The sequence below is a fragment of the Paragemmobacter amnigenus genome (assembly GCF_009908265.2).
Taxonomy (GTDB): Bacteria; Pseudomonadota; Alphaproteobacteria; order Rhodobacterales; family Rhodobacteraceae; genus Paragemmobacter; species Paragemmobacter amnigenus.
This window is the reverse complement of the sequence record NZ_JAAATX020000007.1, coordinates 218,510-244,770: the sequence shown is the minus strand read 5'-3', so window position 1 is coordinate 244,770 and position 26,261 is coordinate 218,510. Positions and strand designations below refer to the sequence as shown.

The following is a 26,261-nucleotide window of genomic DNA, read 5'->3' as shown; positions in this document are numbered from 1 at the left end:
CTTCGGGCGGGGATTGCACCTTGCCGCGCAACTGCCCATCCTGACATCGGACCAAGGGACGGAGGGCAGGGGATGGAGACGGTTCCGGCACGGCGGGGCAGGGCGGTCAGGCTGCGGGCAGGGCAGGCGATCCGCATCGTCAACACGCACGGGACGCAGGTGGTGGATACATGGGCCTTCAACGCCGATGATCCGACGGAATTCCTGTCGATGGAACATCTGCACGGGGCCATCGGGTCGGTCTTTCCGGCCAAGGGCGACGCGCTGGTCACGAATCGCCGCCGCCCCATCCTGACGCTGGAAGAGGACACCTCGCCCGGCCGCCACGACACGGTGATTGCCGCCTGCGACGTGCACCGCTACCGCGCGCTGGGATGCACCGATTATCACGACAACTGCACCGACAACCTGCATGCCGCGCTGGCCATGCTGGGCTTTCCGCGGACCGAGACGCCCAGCCCCCTGAACCTGTGGATGAACATCCCCATCGCCCCCGATGGCCGCATCACATGGGGCGAGCCGCTGTCGAAACCCGGCGATTTCGTGATCCTGCGCGCGATGATCGACTGCGTCGTCGTCATGTCCGCCTGCCCGCAGGACATGGTGCCCATCAACGGGCGCGACTGCCGCCCTGTCGAGGTGGAGTTCGAGGTGCTGGAATGACACGCGATCCCGTCCTGTCCTTCCACGGCGCGGCGCGGGCGGTCACCGGATCGTGCTTCCGGCTTGAGACGGCGGCGGGGGCTGTGCTGGTCGATTGCGGCATGTTCCAGGGGTCGAAGACGGAAAAGGCGCTGAATTACCGCCCCTTTCCCTTCGACCCCGCCACCCTGCGCGCGGTCATCCTGACCCACGCCCATATTGACCATTCCGGCCTTCTGCCCCGTCTCGTCCGCGACGGGTTCAAGGGGGCGATCCATGCCAGCGCGGGCACCGCCGACCTTTGCGGCGTGATGCTGCCCGACAGCGCGCACATACAGGAGAGCGAGGTCGAGATGCTCAACCGCCGCAACCGGCGGAAAGGGGGCGAGGATGTCTCGCCCATCTATGACGCGCGGGATGCGGCGCGCACGCTGGACCTTCTCCGCCCCGAGGGGATGGAGGACTGGTTCACCGTCCTGCCGGGCGTCCGCGCGCGGCTGTGGAATGCGGGCCACCTTCTGGGCTCTGCCTCGGTCGAGGTGGAGCTTTCGGGCGAGAACACGCCCCTGCGCCTGCTTTTCTCCGGCGACATCGGGCCGGATGCAAAACTGCTGCAACCCGATCCTATTGCGCCCTCCGGCTTCGACTATGTGATCTGCGAATCCACCTATGGCGATGTCGACCGGATCGAGGCCAGCGCCGGACACCGCCGCGCCACCCTGCGCGACGAGGTGAAGGCCGCATGGCGCGACGACGGCGTGCTCATGATCCCCACCTTCGCCGTGGAACGCGCGCAGGAACTGATCGCGGACCTGACCACGCTGATGATGGCGGGCGACATCCCCTTCTGCCCCGTCCATGTCGACAGCCCCATGGCGACCCGCGCCACCGCCATCTTCCGCAGCCATGCGCGCGAACTGGAAAACGGCGCGGCGCTGGTGGACGGGCTGAAATCCCACCACCTGCATTTCACCGAAACCGTGGAACAGTCCCGCGCGCTGGCCCATGCGCGGGGCTTTCACATCATCCTTGCCGCCTCGGGCATGTGCGAGGCGGGGCGCATCCGCCACCACCTGAAGAACTGGCTTTCGCTTGAGGCGGCCACGCTCCTGCTGGTGGGCTATCAGGCCGAGGCGACCTTGGGCCGCCTGTTGCAGGACGGCGCGCGGCAGGTGCGGATACAGGGCGAGGAATTCCCTGTCCGCGCCCGCATCCGGTCGATCGACCTCTATTCCGGCCATGCGGACGGGCCGGAACTGGTGGCATGGATCCGCGACCGCCTGCCCATCCGCCACGCGCTGTTCCTTGTCCATGGCGAGGAAGAGGCGCAGGCGGGCCTTGCCGCCCGTCTTGAAGGGGTGGTCCCGTCGGACGCCCGCGTCATCCCCGCGCTGGACGATAGCTTCCGCCTGACTGCCGACGGCTATGTCAAACAGGCGGGCAGCGCCCCCCCGCGCCTTGCGCCCGAACAGGTGGCCCGCCTCGACTGGCACAACGACGTCTCGCGCCTGATGCTGGATATGAACGAGGCGCTGCGTGCCACCCCCGACGAACGCACCCGCAACGCTCTGATCCGCCGCCTGCGCCGCGCGCTGGACGGGGACGACCCCCACCCGCCCCAGCGCCACCCCGCGCGGCACCGGCACTGACCCCGCCGCAAGGGGGAAAGAGGCTTGCCCCTGCCGCCCCTTCGCGGCAAGGAAGAACCGCTTTCCACGAAGGATCACGACAGATGGCGCAGGGTTTCGGCTTCACCGTCCATGCCACCGACGGCAAGGCGCGCACGGGCGTCATCCAGACCACGCGGGGCGAGATCCGCACGCCCGCCTTCATGCCCGTGGGCACGGCGGCCACGGTCAAGGCGATGATGCCCGACAGCGTCCGCGCCACGGGGGCGGATATCCTTCTGGGCAATACCTATCACCTGATGCTGCGCCCCACGGCGGAACGCATCGCCCGCCTGGGCGGGTTGCACAAATTCATGAACTGGGACCGCCCCATCCTGACCGACAGCGGCGGGTTTCAGGTCATGTCGCTGGCCTCCTTGCGGAAACTGACCGAGGAAGGGGTGCGCTTCTCGTCCCATATCGACGGGTCGAAACACATGCTGACCCCCGAGCGCAGCATGGAGATCCAGAAGCTTCTCGGCTCCGACATCGTCATGTGCTTCGACGAATGCCCCGCCCTTCCCGCGACCGAGGAGGAGGTGGCAAAGTCCATGCGCCTGTCCATGCGGTGGGCGCAGCGGTCGCGCGATGCATTCGGCGACCGTCCGGGCCACGCGCTCTTCGGTATCATGCAGGGCGGCGTCACGCGCGATCTGCGCGAGGAATCGGCCGAGGCGCTCAAGTCCATCGGTTTCGATGGGTACGCCGTCGGCGGCCTTGCCGTGGGCGAGGGGCAGGAGGCGATGTTCTCCGTCCTCGACTATGCCCCCGGCTTCCTGCCCGAGGATCGCCCCCGCTATCTGATGGGCGTGGGCAAGCCCGATGACATCGTGGGTGCGGTGGAACGCGGGATCGACATGATGGATTGCGTCCTGCCGTCACGTTCGGGCCGCACGGGGCAGGCATGGACGCGGCGCGGGCAGATCAACATCAAGAACGCCCGCCATCAGGACGACCCCCGCCCGCTGGACGAGGATTGCACCTGTCCCGCCTGCCGCAACTATTCCCGCGCCTATCTGCACCACGTCAACCGCGCGCAGGAAATCATCGCCTCCATGCTGCTGACATGGCACAACCTGCATTACTACCAAGAGCTGATGCAGGGCCTGCGCGATGCCATCGCGGGCGGGCGGCTGGCGGGGTTCGTGGCGGATTTCCACGCGAAACGGGCCGAGGGCGACATCGACCCGCTCTGATCCTGCGGCCGCCCCACTTTGGAAAACCCCCTTCGCCACGGCGAAAGGTCCACCCGCCCACCAGACCAAAGCCCGCTTGCCCCCGCCGCGCCACAGGCGCAAGATGGGCGCAAGTGTAGGTGACGGCTGGTTGACTCAGACCTGCCCGACCACCAGATATGGAAGCCGAACAGGGGAAGGCCGGGCGTTGCCGCCAGTCGGGACCAGAGCCTTCCTGCCAGACAAGGAAATATGATGAGCGATTCCCTTTCCCCCAGCTATCCGGTGCTGCCGCTCCGCGATATCGTGGTCTTCCCGCACATGATCGTTCCGCTCTTCGTCGGGCGCGAAAAGTCGGTGCGCGCATTGGAAGAGGTGATGACCGATGACAAGCAGATCCTGCTGTCCTCGCAGATCGACCCTTCCGTCGACGATCCCGGCACCGATGCGATCTACCGCGTGGGCGTGCTGGCCAATGTGCTGCAACTCCTCAAACTTCCCGACGGCACGGTGAAGGTGCTGGTCGAGGGCAAGAGCCGGGTGAAAATCACCGACTTCCTGCCCAATGACCGCTTCTTCGAGGCCCGCGTCGCGTCCCTCTCGGAAACCCCCGGCGACAAGGCATCGGTCGATGCCCTGATCCGCGCCGTGGCCGAGGAATTCGAACGCTACGCCAAGATCAAGAAGAACATCCCCGAAGAGGCGCTGGCCGCCGTGGCCGAAACCCGCGAACCGGCCCGTCTGGCCGACCTCGTCGCGGGCCATCTGGGCATCGACGTGGGCCAGAAGCAGGAGCTTCTGGAAACCCTCGACGTGGCCGAGCGTCTGGAAAAGGTCTATGGCCAGATGCAGGGCGAGATGTCCGTCCTGCAGGTGGAAAAAAAGATCAAGTCCCGCGTCAAGACCCAGATGGAGAAGACGCAGCGGGAATATTACCTGAACGAACAGATGAAGGCGATCCAGCGCGAGCTGGGCGATGGCGAGGACGGCCAGAACGAGATTGCCGAACTCGAAGAGCGCATCAAGAAGACCGCCTTCTCGAAAGAGGCCCGCGAAAAGGCCGAGGCCGAGCTGAAGAAGCTGAAATCCATGTCGCCCATGTCTGCCGAGGCGACGGTGGTGAGGAACTACCTCGACTGGCTGCTGGGCGTGCCGTGGGGCGTGAAGTCCAAGGTCAAGAAGGACCTGCACAAGTCGCAGGAAGTCTTGGACAAGGACCATTACGGTCTGGAAAAGGTCAAGGAACGCATCGTCGAATATCTTGCCGTGCAGGCGCGGTCGGCGAAGCTCAAGGGCCCGATCCTCTGCCTCGTCGGCCCCCCCGGCGTCGGCAAGACCTCGCTCGGCCGGTCCGTCGCCAAGGCCACGGGGCGCGAATTCATCCGCATCTCGCTTGGCGGGGTGCGGGACGAATCCGAAATCCGCGGCCACCGGCGCACCTATATCGGCTCCATGCCCGGCAAGATCATCCAGGCGCTGAAAAAGGCCAAGACGACCAACCCCCTCATCCTGCTCGACGAGATCGACAAGATGGGTCAGGACTTCCGCGGCGATCCGGCAAGCGCGATGCTCGAGGTGCTGGACCCCGAACAGAACGCGACCTTCGTGGACCACTATCTGGAAGTGGAATACGACCTGTCCAACGTGATGTTCATCACCACCGCGAACTCCTACAACATGCCCGGCCCCCTGCTGGACCGGATGGAGATCATTTCGCTGGCGGGCTATACCGAGGACGAGAAGCGCGAGATCGCCAAGCAGCACCTGATCCCCAAGCAGATCGAAGGGCACGGCCTGCGCAAGGGCGAATTCCGCATGACGGACGAAGCCCTGACCGACGTCATCCGCACCTATACCCGCGAGGCGGGCGTGCGGAACCTTGAACGCGAAATCGCGAAGCTGGCCCGCAAGGCGGTGACCGAGATCGTGAAGAAAAAGGAAAAGACGGTCGAGGTGACGCCCGCCAAGCTGGAAGACTACCTTGGCGTCAAACGCTTCCGCTATGGTCTGGCCGAGAAGGAAGATCAGGTGGGCGTCGTCACGGGTCTGGCATGGACCAGCGTCGGCGGCGACCTGCTGTCGATCGAGGCTCTCAAACTCCCCGGCAAGGGGCGGATGAAGACGACCGGCAAGCTCGGCGACGTGATGAAGGAATCGATCGAGGCGGCGGCGTCCTATGTCCGCTCCATCAGCCCGGAACTCGGGGTGAAACCGCCTAAATTCGAAACCATCGACATCCACGTCCACGTCCCCGAAGGCGCCACGCCCAAGGACGGCCCCTCGGCGGGTCTGGCCATGGTCACCTCCATCGTGTCGGTCCTGACGGGCATCCCCGTCCGCAAGGACATCGCCATGACGGGCGAGGTGACGCTGCGCGGCAATGCGCTGGCCATCGGCGGTCTGAAGGAGAAACTGCTCGCCGCCCTGCGCGGGGGCATCAAGACCGTGCTGATCCCCGAGGAGAACGCCAAGGACCTGCCGGAGATTCCGGAAAACGTGCGCAACGGGCTGACCATCATCCCCGTCAGCCACGTGCGCGAGGTTCTGGCCCACGCGCTGGTCCGCAAGCCCGAACCCGTGGAATGGGACGAGGCCGCGGAAGAGGCTGCCGCCGCTGCGGCCAAGGCTGCGGCGGATGCCGCCCCCACGCAGGTGGCGCACTGACCGGCAGGACGGGCCACAACGCCCGTCCCGCGCCGCGCACAGACCGGAAGATGCAGGGGGGCGGGCCGCAAGGCCCGTCCCCTTTGTCTTGTGCGAAAGTTGCGGCAAACCCATCCCTTCGGGTGGCATTGTTTCCACAAGGCGGATAATCTTTCCCCATCGGCATCCCGCCGCACCCACCAACAGGGCAGTTTTGTCATGGCTTCCAGTTCCGCCAAGAAATCCGCGACCAAGAAATCCACCGCCGCCAAACCGCGCATCTCGGCCGCCAAGGTGACGGCCCCCGTGACCGAAGCCCCCGCCGACGCCGCCCCCGCCAGCGGGGAAAGCCCGCGCACGGCGGCGAAAGCGCCGGTGATCCAGCTCAAGAAAAAGGAACTCATCGCCCGCGTGGTCGAGGCGCTGGACGGCAAGAAGAAGGGCGCGGTCAAGGACATTGTCGAGGCAACGCTCGCCACGCTCGGCGCCGCGCTGCAAAAGGGCGAAACGCTGAACCTTCCCCCCTTCGGCCGCGCCCGCGTGACCAAGCAGACGGGCGAGGGGGCCGCCTCGCAGACCACGGTCCGCCTGCGCGGGGCAGGGGCCAAAAATGCGCCCAAAGGTCCGAAAGAGGCCCTTGCAGAGGTCGGCGAAGACGACTAAACACCGCGCCATCGGGCGATTAGCTCAGCGGTAGAGCGCTTCGTTCACATCGAAGATGTCAGCGGTTCAAATCCGTTATCGCCCACCATCATCAGGCAAAGGCGCTGTCGCAGACAGCGCCTTTTGTCTTTCCGGCCCGCGCCGCTTTGTACTTGCCGCCCGCCCGCCCCTTGGGATAAACCCCGCCCCGTCGGGTGGTTAGCTCAGTTGGTAGAGCGTCTCGCTTACACCGAGAATGTCGGGGGTTCGAGTCCCTCACCACCCACCATCTCCCCCTTTCCTTTGCCGCAAATCCCTGCTGAAACTGGCCGCCAGCAACAGGACGGCCCCGCATGACCAGCACAGACCTCGGCCCGCTTCTGGACAGCCCGCCCCCCGCGCTGTCCCCCGACCGCGTGGCAGAACTTCTGGCGGCGCATTGGGGCCTGTCCGGCACGCTGGCCCCGCTGACCTCGGAGCGGGACCAGAACCTCCGTCTCGATGCGGCGCAGGGGCGCTTTACGGTCAAGATCGCCAATGCCGCCGAACCCCGCGCGCTGACGCGCTTCCAGAACCGCGCGCTGCGCCATGCGGCGGCGGCGGATGCGACGCTGCCCATCCCGCGCGTCATCGCCACGCGGACGGGGGCGGATGATGTGGACCTGCCCGAAGGCCATCTGATGCGCGTCATCACATGGCTGGACGGCGCGCCGCTGGCGGGCCTGCTGCAGGGCCGCGCGCAGGGCAGGGCGCTGGCCAGGCTGGGGGCGCGTCTGGCGCGGGCGCTGCGCGGGCTGTCCGATCCGGCGGCGGACCATGTGCTGCAATGGGACATCCGCCACGCCGCGCGCCTGCGCCCCCTCCTGCCGCATGTGGCCGACCCCGACCTGCGCGCGCTGGCCACCGCCGCGCTCGACCGCTTCGACGCCCGTGTCGCCCCCGCGCTGCCCGCCCTGCGCTGGCAGATCGTGCATGGCGACCTGAACCCGCACAATGTCCTTGGCGATCCCGCCGATCCCGACCGCGTCACGGGAATCCTCGATTTCGGCGACATGGTCCGCACGCCGCTGGTCTGTGACCTTGCCATCGCGGCCTCTTACCGGATCGACCCCGACGCCGCGCTCGACAGCCTGTGCGACTTTGCCGCCGCATGGCACGCCACCGACCCGCTGACGGGGGCCGAGCGTGACCTGCTCTTCGACCTCGTCGCCGCGCGGATGGTCACGACGGTGACGATCACCGCCTTCCGCGCCGCCCGCTATCCGGAAAACGCCGCCTATATCCTGCGCAACCTTCCCTCGGCCCGCGCAGGGCTTGCGGCCTTTGCCCGTCTCGACCGCGCCGCCGTCACCACCGCCCTTGCCGCCGCCTGCCCCTGAAGGAACACCTGCCCATGTCGCGCGACACCATGCCCAATGCCTTCGTCCCCGGTCAGGGCCACCTCTCCCCGCGGGAAGAGGCGATGGTGACCCGCCGCCAGCGCCTGCTCGGCCCCGCCTACCGGCTGTTCTACGAAACCCCCGTCCATCTGGTGCGCGGGCAGGGCGTCTGGCTCTATGACCCCGAGGGCAACGCCTATCTGGACACCTACAACAACGTGGCCTCGGTCGGGCATTGCCACCCGCGCGTGGTGGCGGCCATGGCCGATCAGGCCGCGCGTCTGGCCAGCCATACGCGCTATCTGCATGACGGCGTGCTGGACTATGCCGAACGGCTGCTCGCGCATTTCCCGCCGGAACTGGGCCATGTCATGTTCACCTGCACAGGGTCCGAGGCGAATGATCTGGCCCTCCGCCTTGCCCGCGCGGCCACGGGCGGGACGGGGATCATCGTGACGGAGAACGCCTATCACGGCGTCACGGCGTCGGTGGCGGAATTCTCGCCCTCGCTCGGCCCCGCCGTGGCGGGAGGCGACCATATCCGCATCATCCCCGCCCCCGATGCGCGGCAGGGCGATCCCGCCGCCACCTTCACCGCCAATGTCGAGGCCGCCATTGCCGACATGACCGCCCACGGCATCCGCCCTGCCGTCCTGATCGTCGACACGATCTTTTCCTCGGACGGGGTCTTTGCCGATCCTGCGGGCTTCCTCGCCCCCGCCGCCGCCGCCATCCGCCGCGCGGGCGGGCTGTTCATCGCCGACGAGGTGCAGCCCGGCTTTGGCCGCACGGGGGCCGCCATGTGGGGATTCCAGCGCCACGGCGTGATCCCCGACATGGTCAGCCTGGGCAAGCCGATGGGCAACGGCTATCCCGTCGCGGGCCTTGTCCTGCGCCCCGACGTCGTGGCGGAATTCGGCGCAAAGGCGCGCTATTTCAACACCTTCGGCGGCAATGCCGTGGCCGCCGCCACGGCCAATGCCGTGCTGGGCGTGATCGAGGATGAAGGGCTCATGCAGAACGCCGCCCGCACGGGGCGGCTGTTCCATGACGGTCTGGAAGGGCTTGCCGCGTGCCACGATGCGCTTGGCGACATCCGCTCGGCCGGTCTTTTCCTCGGGCTCGACATCGTCACCGGTGGGCAACCCGACCGCGACCGCGCCGCGCGTCTGGTCAACCGCCTGCGCGAGGAGCGGATCCTCATATCCGCCACCGGCCCCAAGGGGCATGTGCTGAAGATCCGCCCTCCGCTGGTCTTTTCGGCCGAGAATGTCGATTTCTTCCTCGACCGTCTCGACCGTATCCTGCGGGCCGGGGTCTAGTTCGACACCGCCGCCGCGATCACCAGAAGCAGCAGCAGCGGCACGACGATCCCGCCGGCCGAGCTCGATGTGTTCTGCTCCACCACGGCGGGTTCCATCACGGGCTCCATCACCGGTTCGGCATAGCCGCCGGCAAGGGCGGGCAGGGCCGTCAGGCCCAGCGTGGCGGCAAGGAGGGCGGCACGGGTCTTGGTCATGGGATCATCACTCCGGATGGGGCGGCGGGGCAGGGGAAAGCCCCCCGTCCGGCCACGATTGGACAGGATCAGACGCCGCAAGCCTGCGACCTGCGGCGACAGCCTGTCAAAAGGATAATTTCCGGAACCCCCCGCCGCGTCGGGGGTTGATACGCCCCCGACTCTGCTGTGCGCTCCGCCAAAATCGCGTGAAATCAACCGCTTGCCGTTTCATCCACGCTCTGCCCGCCACCCGTGTCCCGCCCGTTCCGCCTTGCGCGGCTGATTCTCTGCCCTGTGCCCTGCCGCACAGAGGGCGCGCGCGCAGGGGCGGGTGACCCGCGCGCCCGTTGCGCCTATCTTGGTCCTGCCCAACCACCGGAGGCCGCGATGAGCTGGAACCCCGCCCTTGACCCCACCATCCCGATCGGCGACGCCGTCGACTCGATCGCTGCCGTCATCGTGCCCCGCGCCCGCGACCTTGGCGGGTTCGAGGTGCGGCGGGCGCTGCCCTCGGTCCAGCGCCAGATGGTCGGCCCTTTCATCTTCTTCGACCAGATGGGACCGGCGGAATTCCTGACGGGGCAGGGCATCGACGTGCGCCCCCACCCGCATATCGGGCTGGCGACCGTGACCTATCTGCTCAAGGGGCGGCTCCATCACCGCGACAGTCTCGGCACCGACCAGTGGATCGAACCGGGCGCCGTCAACCTGATGATGGCGGGCCATGGCATCACCCATTCCGAACGCACCGACGGCCCCCTGCGCGCACAGCCCCACGGGCTGTTCGGTCTCCAGACATGGCTCGCCCTGCCGCAAAAGCACGAGGACGACCCCGCCGCCTTCCTCCACGCCCCCCAAACCATGCTGCCCGAGCTCGAGGGCGAGGGGAAGCAGGTCCGCCTGATCCTCGGCCACGCCTGGGGCGAACGCGTCGACGTCGACACCCCGTCCGAGGTCTTCTATGCCGACGCCACCCTTGCCCCGCATGCCGCCATCCCCCTGCCGGACGATCACGAGGATCGCGGCGTCTACGTCCTTGGCGGCGAGGTGACGGTGGCGGGCCAGACCTTCCCGGCGGGCCAGATGCTGGTGTTCCGCCCCGGTGACCGCGTCTCGGTCCGCGCAGGCGGCGAAGGTGCGCGGCTCATGCTGCTGGGCGGGGCCACGATGGACGGCCCGCGCCACATCTGGTGGAACTTCGTGGCCTCTTCCAAGGAACGGATCGAGGCCGCGAAAGAGGCATGGCGCGCAGGCGACTGGGCGCATGGCCGTTTCCGCCTGCCGCCCGGCGACGACGGCGAATTCATCCCTGCCCCGTAGGATGGGCAATATTGCCCATCCTGCAAACCGCGCCCGTAGGACGGACAATTTTGCCCATCCTGCCTGCTCGCAATAAATTTCCCCAAAGGTCGCTTGACGCCGCCCGCGCCCTTCCGTAATACCCCCTCACGTTCGGGAAGCTGGGCGGCGGACACGCGGTTGTAGCTCAGTCGGTTAGAGTACCGGCCTGTCACGCCGGGGGTCGCGGGTTCGAGCCCCGTCAACCGCGCCACCGCCCGCTTCCCCGAATGTGACCAGCGCGGTTGTAGCTCAGTCGGTTAGAGTACCGGCCTGTCACGCCGGGGGTCGCGGGTTCGAGCCCCGTCAACCGCGCCACTTCACCACAGATGCAAGAAGATGAATGTCTGATACCGCTCCGCAAAGACCGGAGCCTTCGATGCATCTTCTCGACCAGATTCCCCTGAACCTCGTGATCCTCGCCGCGCTGACGCTGGGCCTCGCGCCGTTCTTTCCCGAACCGCATATCTGGGAAAAGCTCAAGATGCTGGCGGCGGGCAGCCTGACGCGCCCTGTCGATATCTTCGACCTCCTGCTGCACGGTCTGCCCTTCCTGCTGCTGGCCGCCAAACTGGCGCGCAAGGCGCTGGCCTGAAGGCAAGCTGCCGCTGCGCGGCGGGGCGTCCGTTCACCATCCCCGCCCCTTTGCGACCGTGCGCTGCGTATGTACAGCCTGCGGCACAGCCGCCTGCACGGCGGGCGGCACGACCAAGCACCGCCAAGCCGTTGGAATATCGCGCCCTTAACGGTCAGAGCGTCATGCGGTACCGCACATGCCCGTCCGTCTTGACGAAGCGGTCATAAAGCCGCCGCGCAACCGCGTTTTCCTCGTCGGTGTGCCAGTACAGCCGCTGCCACCCCCGCGCACGGGCCAGCTTGATCAGGTCGTTCATCAACCGCTTGCCGATCCGCTTGCCCCGCGCCTCGGGCGCAAGGAACAGGTCCTCCAGATAGCAGTCATCCCCGATCACCCATGTCGACGGATGGTGCAGGTGGATGGCGAATCCGACCATCTTCCCCCCGTCAAAGGCCAGCCGCACCTTGACTGGGCTGTCGGGGTCCATCAGTCGCGCCCAGGTCGCCGCCGTCACCTCGGGGGCCAGCGTGACCTCATAGAAATCAAGGTATTGCTGCCACAGCCCGCGCCATGCCGCCTCGTCCGCGGGGCCCGCGTCACGGATCACCACGGTCATTGCAGCCGCTCCAGCACGCGGGCCCAGGACCGGATGCCCTTGTGGAAACACTCAAGATCATATTTCTCGTTCGGGGAATGGATCTGGTCGTCATCGCGGCCAAAGCCGATCAGCATCGCATCCATCCCCAGCACCGACTTGAAATATCCCGCAATCGGGATCGACCCGCCCGACCCGACAAAGGCCGCCGCGCGCCCCCATTCGTCACCCAGCGCCTGCCGCGCCGCCTCGAAGGCGGGATCGCCGATCTCCATCACGCTGGCGGGCGAGCCTTCGATGCCGTCATGCCAGAGGATCTCGCAATCCGCCGGAATCCGCGATTCGGCCCATGATCTGAACGACTTGAGCACTTTTTCGGGGTCCTGCCGCGACACCAGACGGAAGCTCACCTTCGCATGGGCCTCGGACGGCAGCACGGTCTTGAACCCCGCGCCGGTATAGCCGCCCCAGACCCCGTTCACCTCGGCCGTGGGCCGCGACCAGATCATCTCCAGCGGCGTGCGGTCCACCTCGCCCGCGGGAAGGGAAAGCCCCACATCCCCCAGATATTTCGCATGGTCAAAGGCCAGCGCCTGCCATTGCGACCGCAAGGCATCCGGCAACTCGGCCACATCGTCATAGAATCCGGGCACCTGCACGCGCCCCTCGTCATCATGCAACCCCGCCAGCAGCCGCGTCATCACATGGATCGGATTGCGCGCCAGCCCGCCATACATCCCCGAATGCAGGTCGCGATCCGCGGCACGGACGGTGAATTCACTTTTCGCCAACCCGCGCAGCATAGTGGTGATCGCAGGCACCGCATCCTCGAACAGGCCCGTGTCGCAGATCAGCGCAAGGTCCGCACGCAACTCGGCCGCATTGTCCTGCATGAAGGGGATCAGCGACGGAGAACCCGATTCCTCCTCGCCCTCCAGAAAGATCGTCAGCTTGCAGGGCAGGTTGCCATGCACCGCCTTCCACGCGCGGCAGGCCTCGATGAAGGTCATCAGCTGCCCCTTGTCATCCGACGATCCCCGCGCGCGGATCACGCGGCCCTTCGGCGTTTCCTCGATTGCGGGATCAAAGGGATCGCGCGCCCAAAGTTCAAGCGGATCAACGGGTTGCACGTCGTAATGCCCGTAGAACAGCAGATGCCGCCCACCGCTGCCGCCATGTCCCACCACCATCGGATGCCCCGGCGTCGGACGGCTTGCCGCGTCGAAGCCCAGCCCCCGCAACTCCTCTGCCAGCCACTCCGCCGCGCGGGCGCAATCGCCCTTGTAGGCGGGATCGGTCGACACCGACGGGATGCGGAGCAGCGCCATCAACCGCTCCAGCGCCTGCGGAAGGTCCGCGTCGATACGGGCAAGCACGGCGTCGAGTGTCATCTTCTGCGTCTCCTGAAAGTGATGGGCGGGCCGACCCTAACAGCACATCTGCCCCTGTCCAGAGCCCGCAGGTCGCGCTAAGACGACGCCCAGATATCTGCCGGATCTGTTGAAGGAGCTTGTCCCATGTCCCGCATCACAACCGCCATTCTTGCGGCGCTGCTGCCGGTCCTGCCCGCCGCCGCCCAGACCGTGACGGGCGATCAGGCGGCCCAGATGCTCTATCCCCCGCGTCCGGCCGAGGTCGAGATGTCGGCAGGCGACGTCCTGCCTAAGGATCAGGCCAAGATGCTCGAGATGGTCGCCAAGGACCAACCCTATTACGCCGCCATCGCCATCTCTCCCGACGAGGGGCTGATGTCCGAGGCGACGATGGCCGCTGCCAACCACCACACGGTCGAGGCGGCAACCGCCGTCGCCCTGTCGCAATGCAACGCCAAGAAGAAGGGCGCGGCAGAATGTGTCATCGTGGCCGTCGTCCGCCCCGAAGGATGGGAGGCGCGGCCCGTCCAGCTTTCCGCCTCTGCGTCCGAGGATTTTGCCAATTACTCCGGCGCGCTGGCCATTTCCGCCGCGACCGGCTCCTGGGGGATCGGCGCCAGCGCGGACGAGGCCGTGGCGGCCTGCACCGCCCGCCAGCCTGCCGCGACGGATTGCGCCGTTGCCATTGCCGACTGACTGCCCCATCTCTGCCCGCGAAGGAACGCTTGCCCTCTTGCCGTATTGATGCATGTCAATGTCGGCTTTCGCGGAAAGTCCGATAGGGATAAAGACCTTCGCCCGATTGCAGCCCCGCCCGACCCGCGTTACGGGGAAGGGGGGCAGGCGCACTGACGACGGCGCAAAGGGACGCCGGATAGGAGACGCTATGGACTACGAAGCCGCGCTGGATGCCAGCCTGCAACGCCTGCATGACGAAGGCCGCTACCGGACCTTCATCGACATCGAACGTCGCAAGGGGCATTTCCCGCAGGCCGTCTGGCGCCGTCCCGACGGGACCGAGCGCGACATAACCGTCTGGTGCGGCAACGACTATCTGGGCATGGGCCAGCACCCCGAAGTTCTGGCCGCCATGCACGAGGCGCTGGATGCCACCGGCGCCGGTTCCGGCGGCACGCGCAACATCTCGGGCACCACGGTCTATCACAAGCGGCTCGAGGCCGAGCTGGCCGACCTGCACGGCAAGGAGGCGGCGCTGGTCTTCTCCTCGGCCTACATCGCCAATGACGCCACGCTTTCCACGCTGCGCCTGCTGTTTCCGGGGCTGATCATCTATTCCGATGCGCTCAACCACGCCTCGATGATCGAAGGCGTCCGCCGCGGGGGCGGGGCCAAGCGGATCTTCCGCCACAATGACGTGGCGCATCTGCGCGAATTGCTGGCAGCCGACGATCCCGCTGCGCCCAAGCTGATCGCCTTCGAATCCATCTATTCGATGGATGGCGATTTCGGCCCCATCGCCGCGATCTGCGATCTGGCCGAGGAATTCAACGCCCTGACCTATATCGACGAGGTCCATGCCGTGGGCATGTACGGCCCGAGGGGGGCAGGGGTCGCGGAACGCGACGGCCAGATGCACCGCATCGACATCATCAACGCCACGCTGGCCAAGGCCTATGGCGTCTTCGGCGGCTATATCGCGGCCAGCGCAAGGATGGTCGACGCCGTCCGCTCCTATGCGCCGGGCTTCATCTTCACCACGTCTCTGCCACCTGCGGTTGCGGCGGGGGCGGCGGCCTCGGTCCGCATCCTCAAGACCGCGCAGCACCTGCGCGACGCCCAGCAACTCCACGCGCGCATCCTCAAGATGCGGCTCAAGGGGCTGGGCCTGCCGATCATCGACCATGGCAGCCATATCGTTCCGGTCCATGTGGGCGATCCCGTCCACTGCAAGATGCTGTCGGACATGCTGCTCGACCAGTACGGAATCTATGTCCAGCCGATCAATTTTCCCACGGTTCCCCGCGGGACGGAGCGGCTCCGCTTCACCCCCTCGCCGGTGCATGATGCGGGCCAGATCGACCATCTGGTAAAGGCCATGGATGCGCTCTGGCGGCACTGTGCGCTGAATCGCGCCGAGGTCTCTGCCTGACCCTTTCCGCGCATGCAAAATTGCTTGCCCTGTGCTAGCTTATCCGGAATACGACAGAAGATGAGTCGCGCCTAAAGCGACTCGGGCGTTTGCGGGGCAGTGATGGGACTTGGTGCATGATCGGGCGGAGGGCAAAACCTTCGACGGCAGAGGTCGACAAGCCGAAGGGCTTTGACGATTTCGAACTGCGCCTTGGCGACCTCATGCGGGGTGAACGCGCCACGCTGGGCAAGTCCCTGCTGGATGTCCAGCGCGAGCTGAAGATCAAGGCCACCTACATCGCTGCCATCGAGAACGCCGATGTCTCGGCCTTCGAGACGCAAGGGTTCGTGGCCGGCTATGTCCGATCCTACGCCCGCTATCTGGGCATGGATCCCGACTGGGCCTTCCGCAAATTCTGCCACGAGGCGAATTTCACCGTCGCCCACGGGATGAGCGCGTCCGCCTCTTCCACCGCCATGACGGCCAAGCGGGCGGTGCAGGAGTCGGGCGATCCCCTCGCCAATCCCAACGCAAGCTTCATCCCCCGCAGCGAAAGCCTGATGGCCCGCGTCGAACCCGGTGCGGTCGGCTCGCTGGTCGTGCTCGCCGCGCTGATCGGGGCCATCGGCTATGGCGGCTGGTCGGTGCTGCAGGAAGTGCAGCGCGTCCAGCTTGCCCCCGTGGATCAGGCCCCCGCCGTGGTGGCCGAGATCGACCCGCTGCAGGGCGTCAAGACCGCTGCCCCGCTGGTGGCAGGCACCGCGGCCGACACTACCGAAACAACCGAAACCGCCATGGCCGAGGCCGAGACATCGGCACAGCCCGACCTGATGGACCGGCTCTATCGTCCGCAGGCGCTCGACGTGCCGGTGTTGACCTCGCGCGATGGTCCCATCGCGGCGATCGATCCGCGCCAGACCGGCACGCTGGCTGCGACCGCCGCGACGGATGGCATGACCGACGCCGTCGATACCGCCGTGGCCGAGGCTCTGGGCGAAGACGGGGTGCAGGTGGTGGCCGATGCCGCGCCGCAACTGGAAGTCATTGCCGTGCGCCCGTCCTGGGTGCGGGTGCAGTCTGCCGATGGCACGGTGCTGTTCGAAAAGATCCTCGATGCGGGCGAACGCTACTCTGTCCCGCAACTCGAGGCGCCGCCTGTCCTGCGGGCGGGCAATTCCGGTTCGGTCTATTTCGCCGTGAACGGCAAGACCTATGGTCCGGCCGCTCCGGGGGCGTCGGTGGTCAAGAACGTCTCGCTCTCGGCCGATTCCCTGACCCAGACCTTTGCCGAGGCTGACGTCTCCGGCGATGCCGACCTTGCCCGTTTCGTGAACGTGGCCGAGGCGACCGGTCCGCAAGAACTGACAGTCGACTGACTGTCAGCTTTGCCTTACAGTCTGGCCAAAGCGGGCGCGCGGATGCGGTTGCCGTTCCCGCCTCTTGTGCCTATCTCTATCGCTGATCCGACCGCCTGCAGGAACGCCCCATGTCGCTGAACGCCGTCCGCCCCTGGCGCAACATCTATCGCCGCAAGTCCCGCCAGATCCGTGTGGGCAAGGTGCTTGTGGGGGGCGACGCGCCGATCAGCGTGCAGACCATGACCAACACCCTGACCACCGACATCGCCGCCACCATCGATCAGGTGCAGCGCGCGGCGGTGGCGGGGGCGGATATCGTCCGCATCTCGACCCCCGACGAGGAATCGACCCGCGCTTTGCGCGAGATCGTGGCGGAAAGCCCCGTTCCCATCGTGGCCGACATCCACTTCCACTACAAACGCGCGATCGAGGCGGCCGAGGCGGGCGCGGCCTGCCTGCGGATCAACCCCGGCAATATCGGGGACGCGCGGCGCGTGAAAGAGGTGGTCAAGGCCGCCAAGGACCACGGCTGTTCCATCCGCATCGGCGTCAACGCGGGCAGCCTTGAAAAGCACCTCTTGGAAAAATACGGCGAGCCTTGCCCCGACGCGATGGTCGAATCCGGCATGGACCATATCAAGCTGTTGCAGGACAATGATTTCCACGAATTCAAGATCAGTGTGAAGGCCTCCGACGTCTTCCTCGCGGCCGCCGCCTATCAGCAACTGGCCGAGGCGACCGATGCCCCCATCCATCTGGGCATCACCGAAGCGGGGGGCCTTGTCTCGGGCACCGTCAAATCCGCCATCGGTCTTGGCAACCTCTTGTGGATGGGCATTGGCGACACGATCCGCGTGTCCCTCTCTGCCGATCCGGTGGAAGAGGTGAAGGTGGGATACGAAATCCTCAAATCCCTTGGCCTGCGCCATCGCGGCGTCACCATCATCTCCTGCCCCTCCTGCGCGCGTCAGGGCTTTGACGTCATCAAGACCGTCTCCGCGCTCGAGGATCGCTTGGCCCACATCACCACCTCCATGTCTCTCTCGATCATCGGCTGCGTGGTGAACGGCCCGGGCGAGGCGCTGATGACCGATATCGGCTTCACCGGCGGCGGGGCGGGGTCGGGCATGGTCTATCTGGCGGGCAAGCAAAGCCACAAGATGGGCAATGACCGGATGATCGACCACATCGTCGAACTGGTCGAGGCCAAGGCGGCCGAGATCGAGGCCGCCGAGAAGGCGCAGGAAGCGGCGGAATAGGGGGCGCGGCCCCCGTCCCTAACCGTCCGCCCGCTGCTGCGCCACGATCTGCTGCATCCCGTCCAGCGGCACGTAGCCCCGCACGAAGGTCCCGTCGATCACGAAGGTCGGCGTGCCCGAAATCTGCAGCGTCTGGGCCAGCTTGTGGTTGTCCTCGATGATCTTCGTGACTTCCGGCGCCTGCATCCGCTCCATGATCGGCTGCGGCTCCAGCCCCATCCCCTCGGCCACGCGGACCAGCGCCTCGGGCGTCGCATCGGCGCGCAGCGACAGAAGGGCGTCATGCGCCTGCTTGTAGGCTTCGCCCCCGTGCAGTTGCAGCACCGCGATGGCAAAGCGCGACGACAGCACCGACTGCTCGCCCAGAATCGGAAACTCCTTCAGGACAAAGCGGATGTTCCCGTCCCCTTCGACCAGCTTGTCCACCTCTTCCCACGCCTTGCGGCAATAGCCGCAGCGATAGTCGATGAATTCCACCACCGTGATGTCACCATCCGGATTGCCGCCCACCCAGCTTGCCGGATCGTTGAAGATCGCGTCGTGATATTCCGCCAGAAGCTGCTTGTCCTGCTCGATCGCCGCCGCCTGTTCGCGGTTTTCCAGCACCGCGATGGCCTCCATCAGGACTTCGGGATTTTCCATCAGATAGGCCCGCACCTCGGCACGGAAGGCCTCGCGCTCGGTTGCGGTCATGTCGGTCAACCCTTCGGCAAGGGCGGGCAGGGCAGCGGCAAGGGCAAGGGCGGACCCTGCAAGAAGGCGGCGCATGGATGGCTCCGTGACTGGGGCCCGTGTCGGGCATTGGCTTGACCTCGGCCCCCGTAAGGGACAGAGCATTGCCCGATACCTTACGGGGGCAGTGATGCGGAAGTCTAGGCGCGGGCAGGTCGATCCCTTCATCGTGATGGACGTGGTCGATGCCGCGCGCCGTCTGGAAGAGGCGGGGCGGTCGATCATCCATATGGAGGTCGGCCAACCCGGCACGCCCGCCCCCGCCGCCGCCCGCGCCGCCCTTGCCCGCGCGATGGAGGCGGGGCCCTTGGGGTATACCGTGGCGCTCGGCATCCCCGAGTTGCGCCGCGGGATCGCGCAGCTCTATGCCCGCTGGTATGGCGTGGACCTCGACCCCGACCGCGTGATCGTCACCGCCGGATCGTCGGGCGCCTTCCTGCTGGCCTTCACCGCGCTGTTCGATGCCGGCGACCGCGTGGGTCTGGGCGAGCCGGGCTATCCCAGCTATCGCCAGATCCTGCGCGCCCTGTCGCTGGAACCCGTGGGCATCCCCACGAGCGACGCGAACCGCCTGCAACCCGTCCCCGCCGACCTTGCGGGGATCGACATGCAGGGGCTGATCGTCGCCTCGCCCGGCAATCCCTCGGGGACGATGCTCGCGCGCGACCATCTTTCGGGGCTGATGCAGGCGGCCCGCGCCCGCGACATCGCCTTCATCTCGGACGAGATCTATCACGGCCTGCATTACGCCGACCGCGCCACATCGGCGCTGGAAATCTCGGATCAGGCTTACGTCATCAACTCCTTCTCCAAGTACTTCTCGATGACCGGCTGGCGCATCGGCTGGATGGTGGTCCCCGAGGACCATATCCGCACCGTCGAACGTCTGGCGCAGAACATGTTCATCTGCCCGCCCCATGCCAGCCAGATCGCCGCCCTCGCCGCGCTGGACTGTGTCGACGAGCTGGAGGCGAACCGCGCCGTCTATGCCGAAAACCGCCGCCTGATGCTCGAGGGGCTGCCCAAGGCGGGCTTCACCCGCATCGCGCCGCCCGACGGGGCCTTCTACATCTATGCCGATGTCTCGGACCTGACCGATGACAGCCTCGCCCTCTCGCGCGAGTTGCTGGAAGAGGCTGGGGTCGCCGTCACGCCGGGGCTGGATTTCGACCCCCTGCGCGGGGCGCGGACCCTGCGCTTCTCCTATGCCCGCGCCACGGCGGACATCACCGAAGGGCTGCGCCGCCTGCAGGCCCATATGCAGACGCGGGCCAAGCGGTCGTGAATGGACAAGGGCCGCGACTGGCCCGATAGTCGGGGCAAAGCAGGGGTATCGATGCGCGCGTTTCTTGTGGCCTGCCTTGTGGTCCTATGCGGATGGCTGCCCGCCGCCACGGCGCAGGACCTGTCCGCGCTTGCGCGGCTGGAGCCTGCGGCATCCTCCATCACCGACCGGGGCGACGCGCTCGAGATCACGCTGTCGCTCAGCCAGCCGGTGCCGTGGCGCGTGCGTCTTGCCGACGATCCCCGCCGTCTGGTCATGGATTTCCGCGAGGTGGACTGGTCGACCCTGCCGGATGTGGCGCAGGACAGCCGCCATATCACCGCAATCCATGCGGGCAGCTTCCGCCCCGGCTGGTCGCGGGTGGTGATGGAACTTGCCGCGCCGCTTGTCGTGGATCAGGCGCAGATGGCGACGGGGCAGGGCGCCATTGTCACCCTGCGCCTGCTGCCCGCGGACGAGGCCAGCTTTGCCGCCGCCGCCGCACTTCCCGAGCCGCCGGACTGGGCGCTCCCGCCTGCCGCCGACCTACCGCCGCCTGTCCTGCGGGGCGCGGGGCCGCTGACGGTGGTGCTGGACCCCGGCCATGGCGGCATCGACCCCGGCGCCGAACGCGATGGCCATACCGAGGCCGACCTGATGCTGACCTTCGCGCGCGAACTGAAGGAAGTGCTGGTCCGCGACGGCGGCTTCAACGTGGTCCTCACACGCGAGGAGGATGTCTTCGTCCCCCTCGAAACCCGCACCTCCATCGCCCGTGCGGCGGGGGCGCATGTGTTCCTCTCGCTCCACGCCGATGCCTTGGCCGAGGGCGAGGCGGTGGGTGCCACCATCTACACCCTCGCCGATGAAGCCAGCGACGAGGCCGCCCGCGCCCTTGCCGAACGGCATGACCGCGACGACCTGCTGTCGGGGCTGGACCTGTCGCAGCAGGACGATCTGGTGGCGACCGTCCTGATGGACATGGCACGGACCGAGACGAAGCCGCGCATCGACCGTCTGGCCGTCACGCTGCGCGAGTCCATCTCGGGCGCGGGGCTCAAGATGCACCGCCATCCGATCCAGCAGGCGGGCTTTTCGGTGCTGAAATCGCCCGATATCCCGTCCGTCCTGATCGAACTGGGCTTCCTCTCTTCGGCCTCGGATCTGGAGCGGCTGCTCGATCCTGACTGGCGCGCGGCGATGACGGCGGCGATCCGCGACGGCTTGCGCGCATGGTCGGCGCAGGATGCGGCGCTGGCGGGGCTGGTCAGGGGCGACTGAACGGGCGGTGGCCCGCCGCCGCCGCGCCCGGTTTCACGGCATCGTTTTGACCTTTCCCGCGCGGGACGTGTATAAGCGCGGCATCATCTGCATTTCGGGATTTGCGCGCGTGCTAAGGTTTATCGGGTCCTTCTTCGGGGCGATCTTTACGGCGGTCACGCTGGGCATCCTTTTTGCCGCCCTGACGGTCGGCGCGATCTTCTGGATGTATTCGCGCGACCTTCCCAGCCATGAAAGCCTCGCGCAATACACCCCCCCCACGATCAGCCGCATCTATTCCGGCGAGGGGCGGATCATCGACGAATTCGCGCAGGAACGCCGCCTGTTCGTGCCGATCGAGGATATCCCCGCCGTCGTCAAACAGGCCTTCATCGCGGCCGAGGACAAGAACTTCTACGCCCATCACGGCTATGACGTCACCGGCATGGCGGCGGCCTTCCGCGATGCGATCCTGACACGCGGCAAGGATCTGCGCGGCGCCTCGACCATCACCCAGCAGGTGATGAAGAACTTTCTTCTCTCCGGCGACCGCACGGGTGAACGCAAGATCAAGGAAATCATCCTTGCCACCCGTCTTGAGGAAACGCTGTCCAAGGACAAGATCCTCGAACTTTACCTGAACGAGATCTTCCTCGGCCAGAACAGCTATGGCGTCGCCGCCGCGGCGCAGACCTATTTCAACAAACCCCTCTCCGCCCTGACGGCGGGCGAGGCGGCCTATCTTGCCACCCTGCCCAAGGCGCCGTCCGAAATGCACCCCGTCCGCAACAAGGACCGCGCGCTGGAACGTCGGGCCTATGTGCTGAACCGCATGGCCGAAGATGGCTACATCACCCGTGAACAGGCCAAGGCCGAGGCGGAACAGCCGCTGCTCACCGTGCAGAACGGCGACTACCCCGCCTTCCGCGAGGCGCTGCCCCCCCGTGGCTATTTCACCGACGAGATCCGCCGCCAGCTCTCGTCCACCTTCGGCGAGGAGGAATTCTTCGGCGGTGGCCTGTCGATCCGCGCCACGGTCGATCCCGACCTGCAGGCCGTCGCCGCCGCCGCCCTGCGCGAGGGGCTGGAGAAATACGACCGCTCGCTGGGTGTATGGCGCGGGACGGGCAAGGTGATGCCCGCCGAACAGCTGGCCGACTGGCGCCCGAACCTGACCCAGATCGAGGTGCCGCGCGACATCGCCGGATGGTCCCCCGCCGTGGTGCTGGAAGTGGGCGAGAATGACGCCCGCATCGGCATCGAGGGGGTGGAGGATGACGCCGATGGCCATTGGATTCCCGCCGAGGACGTGACCTGGGCGCGCAAGCGCAACGCCGACGGGTCGCTGGGCCCCAGGGCGAACAGCGCGGGCGACCTCGTGTCGGTCGGCGATGTGGTGCTGGTGCGCCCCGTGACGTCTGACGAGGATGGCAGCTTCGTCCGCTGGTCGCTGCGTCAGATCCCCGAAGTGCAGGGCGGCTTCATGGCGATGGACGTCTTCACCGGCCGCGTCATCGCGATGCAGGGCGGGTTCTCGTATCAGGACAGCGTCTTCAACCGCGCCACGCAGGCCACCCGCCAGCCGGGGTCCAGCTTCAAACCCTTCGTCTATGCCGCAGCGCTCGACAACGGCTTCACCCCCGGCACCATCGTCGTCGACGCCCCGATCGAGGTGGAAACCGCCGAAGGGCTCTGGACGCCCAAGAACGCATCCAACAAATTCTACGGGCCGACCCCCGTTCGCACGGGGATCGAACAGTCGCGCAACCTGATGACCGTGCGGATCGCGCAGGAAATCGGTATGGAAACCGTCGCCCGCTATGCCGAACGCTTCGGCGTCTACGACCCCATGCGCCCCTTCCTTGCCAACAGCCTTGGCGCGCAGGAAAGCACGCTGTTCAAGATGGTCGCCGCCTATGCCATGTTCGCCAATGGCGGCGAGCGGGTGGAACCCACGCTGGTCGACCGCGTGCAGGACCGCTTCGGCCGCACCATCTATCGCCACGACACGCGCGACTGCATCGACTGCGCCACCGCCAACCTGCCCGCAGGCGAAGGCGTGACGATCCGGTCGGAGCGCGAACGGGTCATGGATGCCGTCACCGCCTATCAGCTCACCTCGATGATGGAAGGCGTCGTCACCCGCGGCACCGCCTCCAGCGCGGTCGACCTGCCGGTTCCGGTGGCGGGCAAGACCGGCACCACGAACGATGCCAAGGACGTGTGGTTCATCGGCTATACCTCGAACATCGTGGCGGGCTGCTACATGGGCTACGACCAGCCGCGCAGCCTCGGCTCCGGCGCCTCGGGCGGCGGGATGTGCGCGCCCGTGTTCCAGAAATTCATGAAGGAAGCCGTCGCCAAATATGGCGGGGCCGAATTCCGCGTCCCCCCCGGCGGGCGCTGGGTCAAGCTTGACCGTTTCACCGGCGCGCTGCTGCCCGACGATGCCAGCGGGCCGAACGTGCAGGTCGAATATTTCCGCGAAGGCGTGGACGGCATCATCGGTCTGGACATGATGGTGGACGGCGGCTTTGCCATGGGATCGAACCTGCCACTCTTCGCCTATGGCGAAAGCGATGGCGGGGGCGAGACGACGGTGACCACGGCCACCGGCGAAACCGCCGTGATCCCCGAAAAGGCGGATTTCGGAACGCTCAGTTCCGGCGGGCTCTACTAGACGGGCCTTGCCGCCCTTGCCCGCATCCGCCGCAACCGCTATCACCCCGCCGCAACCAGACAGACAGGAACGACCGCCATGCGCTCTGAGACGCAGAACAATGTCGATGCGATCACCAAGTCGCTGAAACTGCTCGCGCAGCGCATGGACTGGGAAACCGCCCCCCACCGTCTGGAAGAATTCGACGCCATGATCGAGGCGCCCGATCTGTGGAACGACCCCGCCAAGGCGCAGAAGCTCATGCGCGAACGTCAGGCGCTGCTGGATGCCGTGTCGACCTACCGCATGATCGAAGCGGGACTGCGCGACAATGTCGAGCTGATCGAACTGGGCGAGATGGAGGGCGATCAGGAAATCGTGGCCGAGGCCGAGGCTTCGCTGAAATCGCTGGTCGACATCGCCGCCGCCAAGGAACTCGAGGCGCTTCTCGACGGCGAGGCGGACGGGAACGACACCTTCCTCGAAATCAACGCCGGCGCCGGCGGGACGGAATCCTGCGACTGGGCCTCGATGCTGGCGCGGATGTACGTCCGCTGGGCGGAGAAGAAGGGCTACAAGGTCGAACTGCAATCCGAAACCGCGGGCGAAGAGGCGGGCATCCGGTCGGCTGCCTACAAGATCACGGGCCAGAACGCCTATGGCTGGCTGAAATCGGAATCGGGCGTGCACCGTCTTGTCCGCATCTCGCCCTATGACTCGGCGGCGCGGCGGCATACTTCGTTCTGCTCGGTCTGGGTCTATCCCGTGGTGGACGACAATATCGAGATCGTGGTCCCCGACAGTGAAATCCGCATCGACACCTACCGGTCCTCCGGCGCGGGCGGGCAGCACGTGAACACCACCGACTCGGCAGTGCGGATCACCCACCTTCCGACCGGCATCGTCGTGACCTCGTCGATGAAATCCCAGCACCAGAACCGCGAGATCGCGATGAACGCGCTGAAATCGCGGCTCTACCAGATGGAACTCGACAAGCGGAACGCCGAGATCAACGCCCAGCACGCGGCCAAGGGCGAGGCGGGATGGGGCAACCAGATCCGCTCCTACGTCCTGCAGCCCTACCAGATGGTCAAGGACCTGCGGACCGGCGTCGAAACCTCGGACACGCAGGGGGTTCTGGACGGCGACCTCGACCGCTTCATGGCGGCGACGCTGGCGATGGACGTGGCGGGCAAGTCCCGCGCCGAAGCGACCGCCGAAGACTAAGGCTACATCCAAAAAACATCTTTGCCCCGCCGGTCCCCCGCGCATAGGCTCCGTGCAAAAGCGGAGGGGAACCATGACCTATCAGACCGGCATGCCGCCCGCGGCGCGGCCTGAGATCCTGTCGCTGGACATGTCCGACCTGCGCCACGCCCTGCGCGAAGGCTGGAGCGATTTCCTTGCCCAGCCGACCTATGGCGCCTTCTTCGCCACCGTCTATTTCGCGGGCGGCTGGCTTTTGTTCCTTGCCTTCACGCTGAAGGGGCAGGTCTGGTGGACCCTTCCCGCCGCCGCCGGTTTCCCCATCCTCGGCCCCTTCGTCGCCTGCGGCTTTTACGAGATCAGCCGCCGCCGCGAAGGCGGGGTGCCGCTGGTGCTGTCCGAAATCCTCGGTGCGGTGTTCCGCCAGAAGGACCGCCAGATCCCCTCCATGGCGGCGGTGATCGTGGTGTTCTTCCTGTTCTGGAACTTCCTGTCCCACATGATCTTCGCGCTTTTCCTCGGCAAGTCGACGATGACCAACGTCTCCTCCTCGATGGGCGTGTTCCTCACGCCCGAGGGGTTGGCGATGCTGGCCTTCGGCACGGCTGTGGGGGCGGTCTTTGCCACGCTGCTTTACGCCCTGACCGTGGTCAGCCTGCCCATGCTGCTGGATGACCGCGAGGTGGATTTCGTCACCGCGATGCTGACCTCTCTCGCCCTTGTGCGCGAGAATCCGGTCATCATGCTGGGCTGGGGGGCCTTCATCGCGTCGCTGCTCTTTGTCGGGATGCTGCCCGGTTTCCTCGGGCTTTTCATCGTGCTGCCGGTGCTGGGCCATGCCAGCTGGCACCTCTACCGCCGCGCGGTGGCCTGGGCCTGACATGCAAAAGGGCGCCCGA

22 protein-coding genes and 4 tRNA genes are annotated in these 26,261 nt (G+C 66.6%); 22 read left to right on the top strand and 4 right to left on the bottom strand.

Annotated features, from left to right (window positions below):
- The first annotated feature begins 72 nt into the window (after positions 1-72).
- The 9 genes from GU927_RS11875 to GU927_RS11835 all read left to right on the top strand — a co-directional run bounded on the left by GU927_RS11875 (position 73) and on the right by GU927_RS11835 (position 9,470).
- Complete coding sequence (locus GU927_RS11875) at positions 73-663, top strand: DUF1989 domain-containing protein (RefSeq protein ID WP_161762648.1); 591 nt, start codon at positions 73-75, stop codon at positions 661-663.
- Positions 660-2,291 (top strand): MBL fold metallo-hydrolase RNA specificity domain-containing protein, encoded by a 1,632-nt coding sequence (locus GU927_RS11870; protein WP_161762647.1) that lies wholly within the window; start codon positions 660-662, stop codon positions 2,289-2,291. Before GU927_RS11875 ends, GU927_RS11870 begins: the two co-directional genes overlap by 4 nt.
- 83 nt (positions 2,292-2,374) lie before the next feature.
- The gene (gene tgt, locus GU927_RS11865; protein WP_161762646.1) at positions 2,375-3,505 is read left to right on the top strand and encodes a tRNA guanosine(34) transglycosylase Tgt; all 1,131 of its coding nucleotides are present in this window, start codon (positions 2,375-2,377) and stop codon (positions 3,503-3,505) included.
- Between the two features lie 234 nt (positions 3,506-3,739).
- Positions 3,740-6,148: an endopeptidase La gene (gene lon, locus GU927_RS11860; RefSeq protein WP_161762645.1), complete on the top strand. Its 2,409-nt coding sequence runs from the start codon at positions 3,740-3,742 to the stop codon at positions 6,146-6,148.
- A gap of 198 nt (positions 6,149-6,346) precedes the next feature.
- A complete protein-coding gene (locus GU927_RS11855; protein WP_161762644.1) occupies positions 6,347-6,790 on the top strand; it encodes an HU family DNA-binding protein in 444 nt (147 codons plus the stop codon).
- Between the two features lie 13 nt (positions 6,791-6,803).
- Positions 6,804-6,878: transfer RNA gene (locus tag GU927_RS11850), tRNA-Val, on the top strand.
- Between the two features lie 104 nt (positions 6,879-6,982).
- A tRNA-Val gene (locus GU927_RS11845) sits at positions 6,983-7,058 on the top strand.
- Between the two features lie 64 nt (positions 7,059-7,122).
- Positions 7,123-8,148: a phosphotransferase gene (locus GU927_RS11840; protein WP_161762643.1), complete on the top strand. Its 1,026-nt coding sequence runs from the start codon at positions 7,123-7,125 to the stop codon at positions 8,146-8,148.
- 14 nt (positions 8,149-8,162) lie between these two features.
- Entirely contained in the window at positions 8,163-9,470 is a 1,308-nt protein-coding gene (locus GU927_RS11835; RefSeq protein WP_161762642.1) for an aspartate aminotransferase family protein, read from the top strand.
- On the opposite strand, the gene GU927_RS11830 is transcribed toward GU927_RS11835, so the two are convergent.
- The gene (locus GU927_RS11830) at positions 9,467-9,667 is read right to left on the bottom strand and encodes a hypothetical protein (protein ID WP_161762641.1); all 201 of its coding nucleotides are present in this window, start codon (positions 9,665-9,667) and stop codon (positions 9,467-9,469) included. The two genes, GU927_RS11835 and GU927_RS11830, sit on opposite strands and share 4 nt — an antisense overlap.
- A 369-nt stretch (positions 9,668-10,036) precedes the next feature.
- Here GU927_RS11830 and GU927_RS11825 point away from each other — a divergent pair, with 369 nt between their 5' ends.
- From GU927_RS11825 to GU927_RS11810, 4 genes are all read left to right on the top strand, one after another.
- Positions 10,037-10,969 (top strand): pirin family protein, encoded by a 933-nt coding sequence (locus GU927_RS11825; RefSeq protein WP_161762640.1) that lies wholly within the window; start codon positions 10,037-10,039, stop codon positions 10,967-10,969.
- Positions 10,970-11,124: 155 nt separating this feature from the next.
- Positions 11,125-11,201, top strand: a tRNA-Asp gene (locus tag GU927_RS11820).
- Positions 11,202-11,228: 27 nt separating this feature from the next.
- Positions 11,229-11,305 (top strand) — tRNA-Asp (locus GU927_RS11815).
- 25 nt (positions 11,306-11,330) lie between these two features.
- Positions 11,331-11,582, top strand: a complete 252-nt coding sequence (locus GU927_RS11810; RefSeq protein ID WP_232489204.1) for an RND transporter — start codon at positions 11,331-11,333, stop codon at positions 11,580-11,582.
- A gap of 154 nt (positions 11,583-11,736) precedes the next feature.
- Here the strand turns inward: GU927_RS11810 and GU927_RS11805 are convergent, their stop codons facing one another.
- Positions 11,737-12,180, bottom strand: coding sequence for a GNAT family N-acetyltransferase (locus GU927_RS11805; protein WP_161762639.1), 444 nt, complete (start codon positions 12,178-12,180; stop codon positions 11,737-11,739).
- Positions 12,177-13,550: a M20/M25/M40 family metallo-hydrolase gene (locus tag GU927_RS11800; RefSeq protein ID WP_161762638.1), complete on the bottom strand. Its 1,374-nt coding sequence runs from the start codon at positions 13,548-13,550 to the stop codon at positions 12,177-12,179. The genes GU927_RS11805 and GU927_RS11800 overlap by 4 nt, the downstream gene beginning before the upstream one ends.
- 126 nt (positions 13,551-13,676) lie before the next feature.
- On the opposite strand from GU927_RS11800, the gene GU927_RS11795 reads away from it, so the two are divergent.
- From GU927_RS11795 to ispG, 4 genes are all read left to right on the top strand, one after another.
- A complete protein-coding gene (locus GU927_RS11795) occupies positions 13,677-14,228 on the top strand; it encodes a DUF4189 domain-containing protein (protein ID WP_232489203.1) in 552 nt (183 codons plus the stop codon).
- Between the two features lie 190 nt (positions 14,229-14,418).
- Positions 14,419-15,642, top strand: coding sequence for a 5-aminolevulinate synthase (gene hemA, locus GU927_RS11790; RefSeq protein ID WP_161762637.1), 1,224 nt, complete (start codon positions 14,419-14,421; stop codon positions 15,640-15,642).
- Between the two features lie 116 nt (positions 15,643-15,758).
- A complete protein-coding gene (locus GU927_RS11785; RefSeq protein WP_161762636.1) occupies positions 15,759-17,000 on the top strand; it encodes a helix-turn-helix domain-containing protein in 1,242 nt (413 codons plus the stop codon).
- A gap of 110 nt (positions 17,001-17,110) precedes the next feature.
- Positions 17,111-18,241: a flavodoxin-dependent (E)-4-hydroxy-3-methylbut-2-enyl-diphosphate synthase gene (gene ispG, locus GU927_RS11780; RefSeq protein ID WP_161762635.1), complete on the top strand. Its 1,131-nt coding sequence runs from the start codon at positions 17,111-17,113 to the stop codon at positions 18,239-18,241.
- 18 nt (positions 18,242-18,259) lie between these two features.
- Here ispG and GU927_RS11775 read toward each other — a convergent pair whose 3' ends face one another.
- A complete protein-coding gene (locus tag GU927_RS11775) occupies positions 18,260-19,009 on the bottom strand; it encodes a DsbA family protein (protein WP_161762634.1) in 750 nt (249 codons plus the stop codon).
- Positions 19,010-19,103: 94 nt separating this feature from the next.
- Between GU927_RS11775 and GU927_RS11770 the strand changes: the two genes are divergently transcribed.
- The 5 genes from GU927_RS11770 (at position 19,104) to GU927_RS11750 (ending at position 26,242) form a co-directional block, all read left to right on the top strand.
- Positions 19,104-20,258 carry a pyridoxal phosphate-dependent aminotransferase gene (locus GU927_RS11770; RefSeq protein ID WP_161762633.1) on the top strand — a complete coding sequence of 385 codons (1,155 nt, stop codon included), beginning with the start codon at positions 19,104-19,106 and terminating at the stop codon, positions 20,256-20,258.
- 51 nt (positions 20,259-20,309) lie between these two features.
- Positions 20,310-21,518, top strand: coding sequence for an N-acetylmuramoyl-L-alanine amidase (locus tag GU927_RS11765; protein WP_161762632.1), 1,209 nt, complete (start codon positions 20,310-20,312; stop codon positions 21,516-21,518).
- A gap of 109 nt (positions 21,519-21,627) precedes the next feature.
- Positions 21,628-24,177: a penicillin-binding protein 1A gene (locus GU927_RS11760; protein WP_161762631.1), complete on the top strand. Its 2,550-nt coding sequence runs from the start codon at positions 21,628-21,630 to the stop codon at positions 24,175-24,177.
- Between the two features lie 78 nt (positions 24,178-24,255).
- A complete protein-coding gene (gene prfB / locus GU927_RS11755; RefSeq protein ID WP_161762630.1) occupies positions 24,256-25,383 on the top strand; it encodes a peptide chain release factor 2 in 1,128 nt (375 codons plus the stop codon).
- Between the two features lie 73 nt (positions 25,384-25,456).
- The gene (locus GU927_RS11750) at positions 25,457-26,242 is read left to right on the top strand and encodes a DUF2189 domain-containing protein (RefSeq protein WP_394357671.1); all 786 of its coding nucleotides are present in this window, start codon (positions 25,457-25,459) and stop codon (positions 26,240-26,242) included.
- The last annotated feature ends 19 nt before the right edge of the window (positions 26,243-26,261 follow it).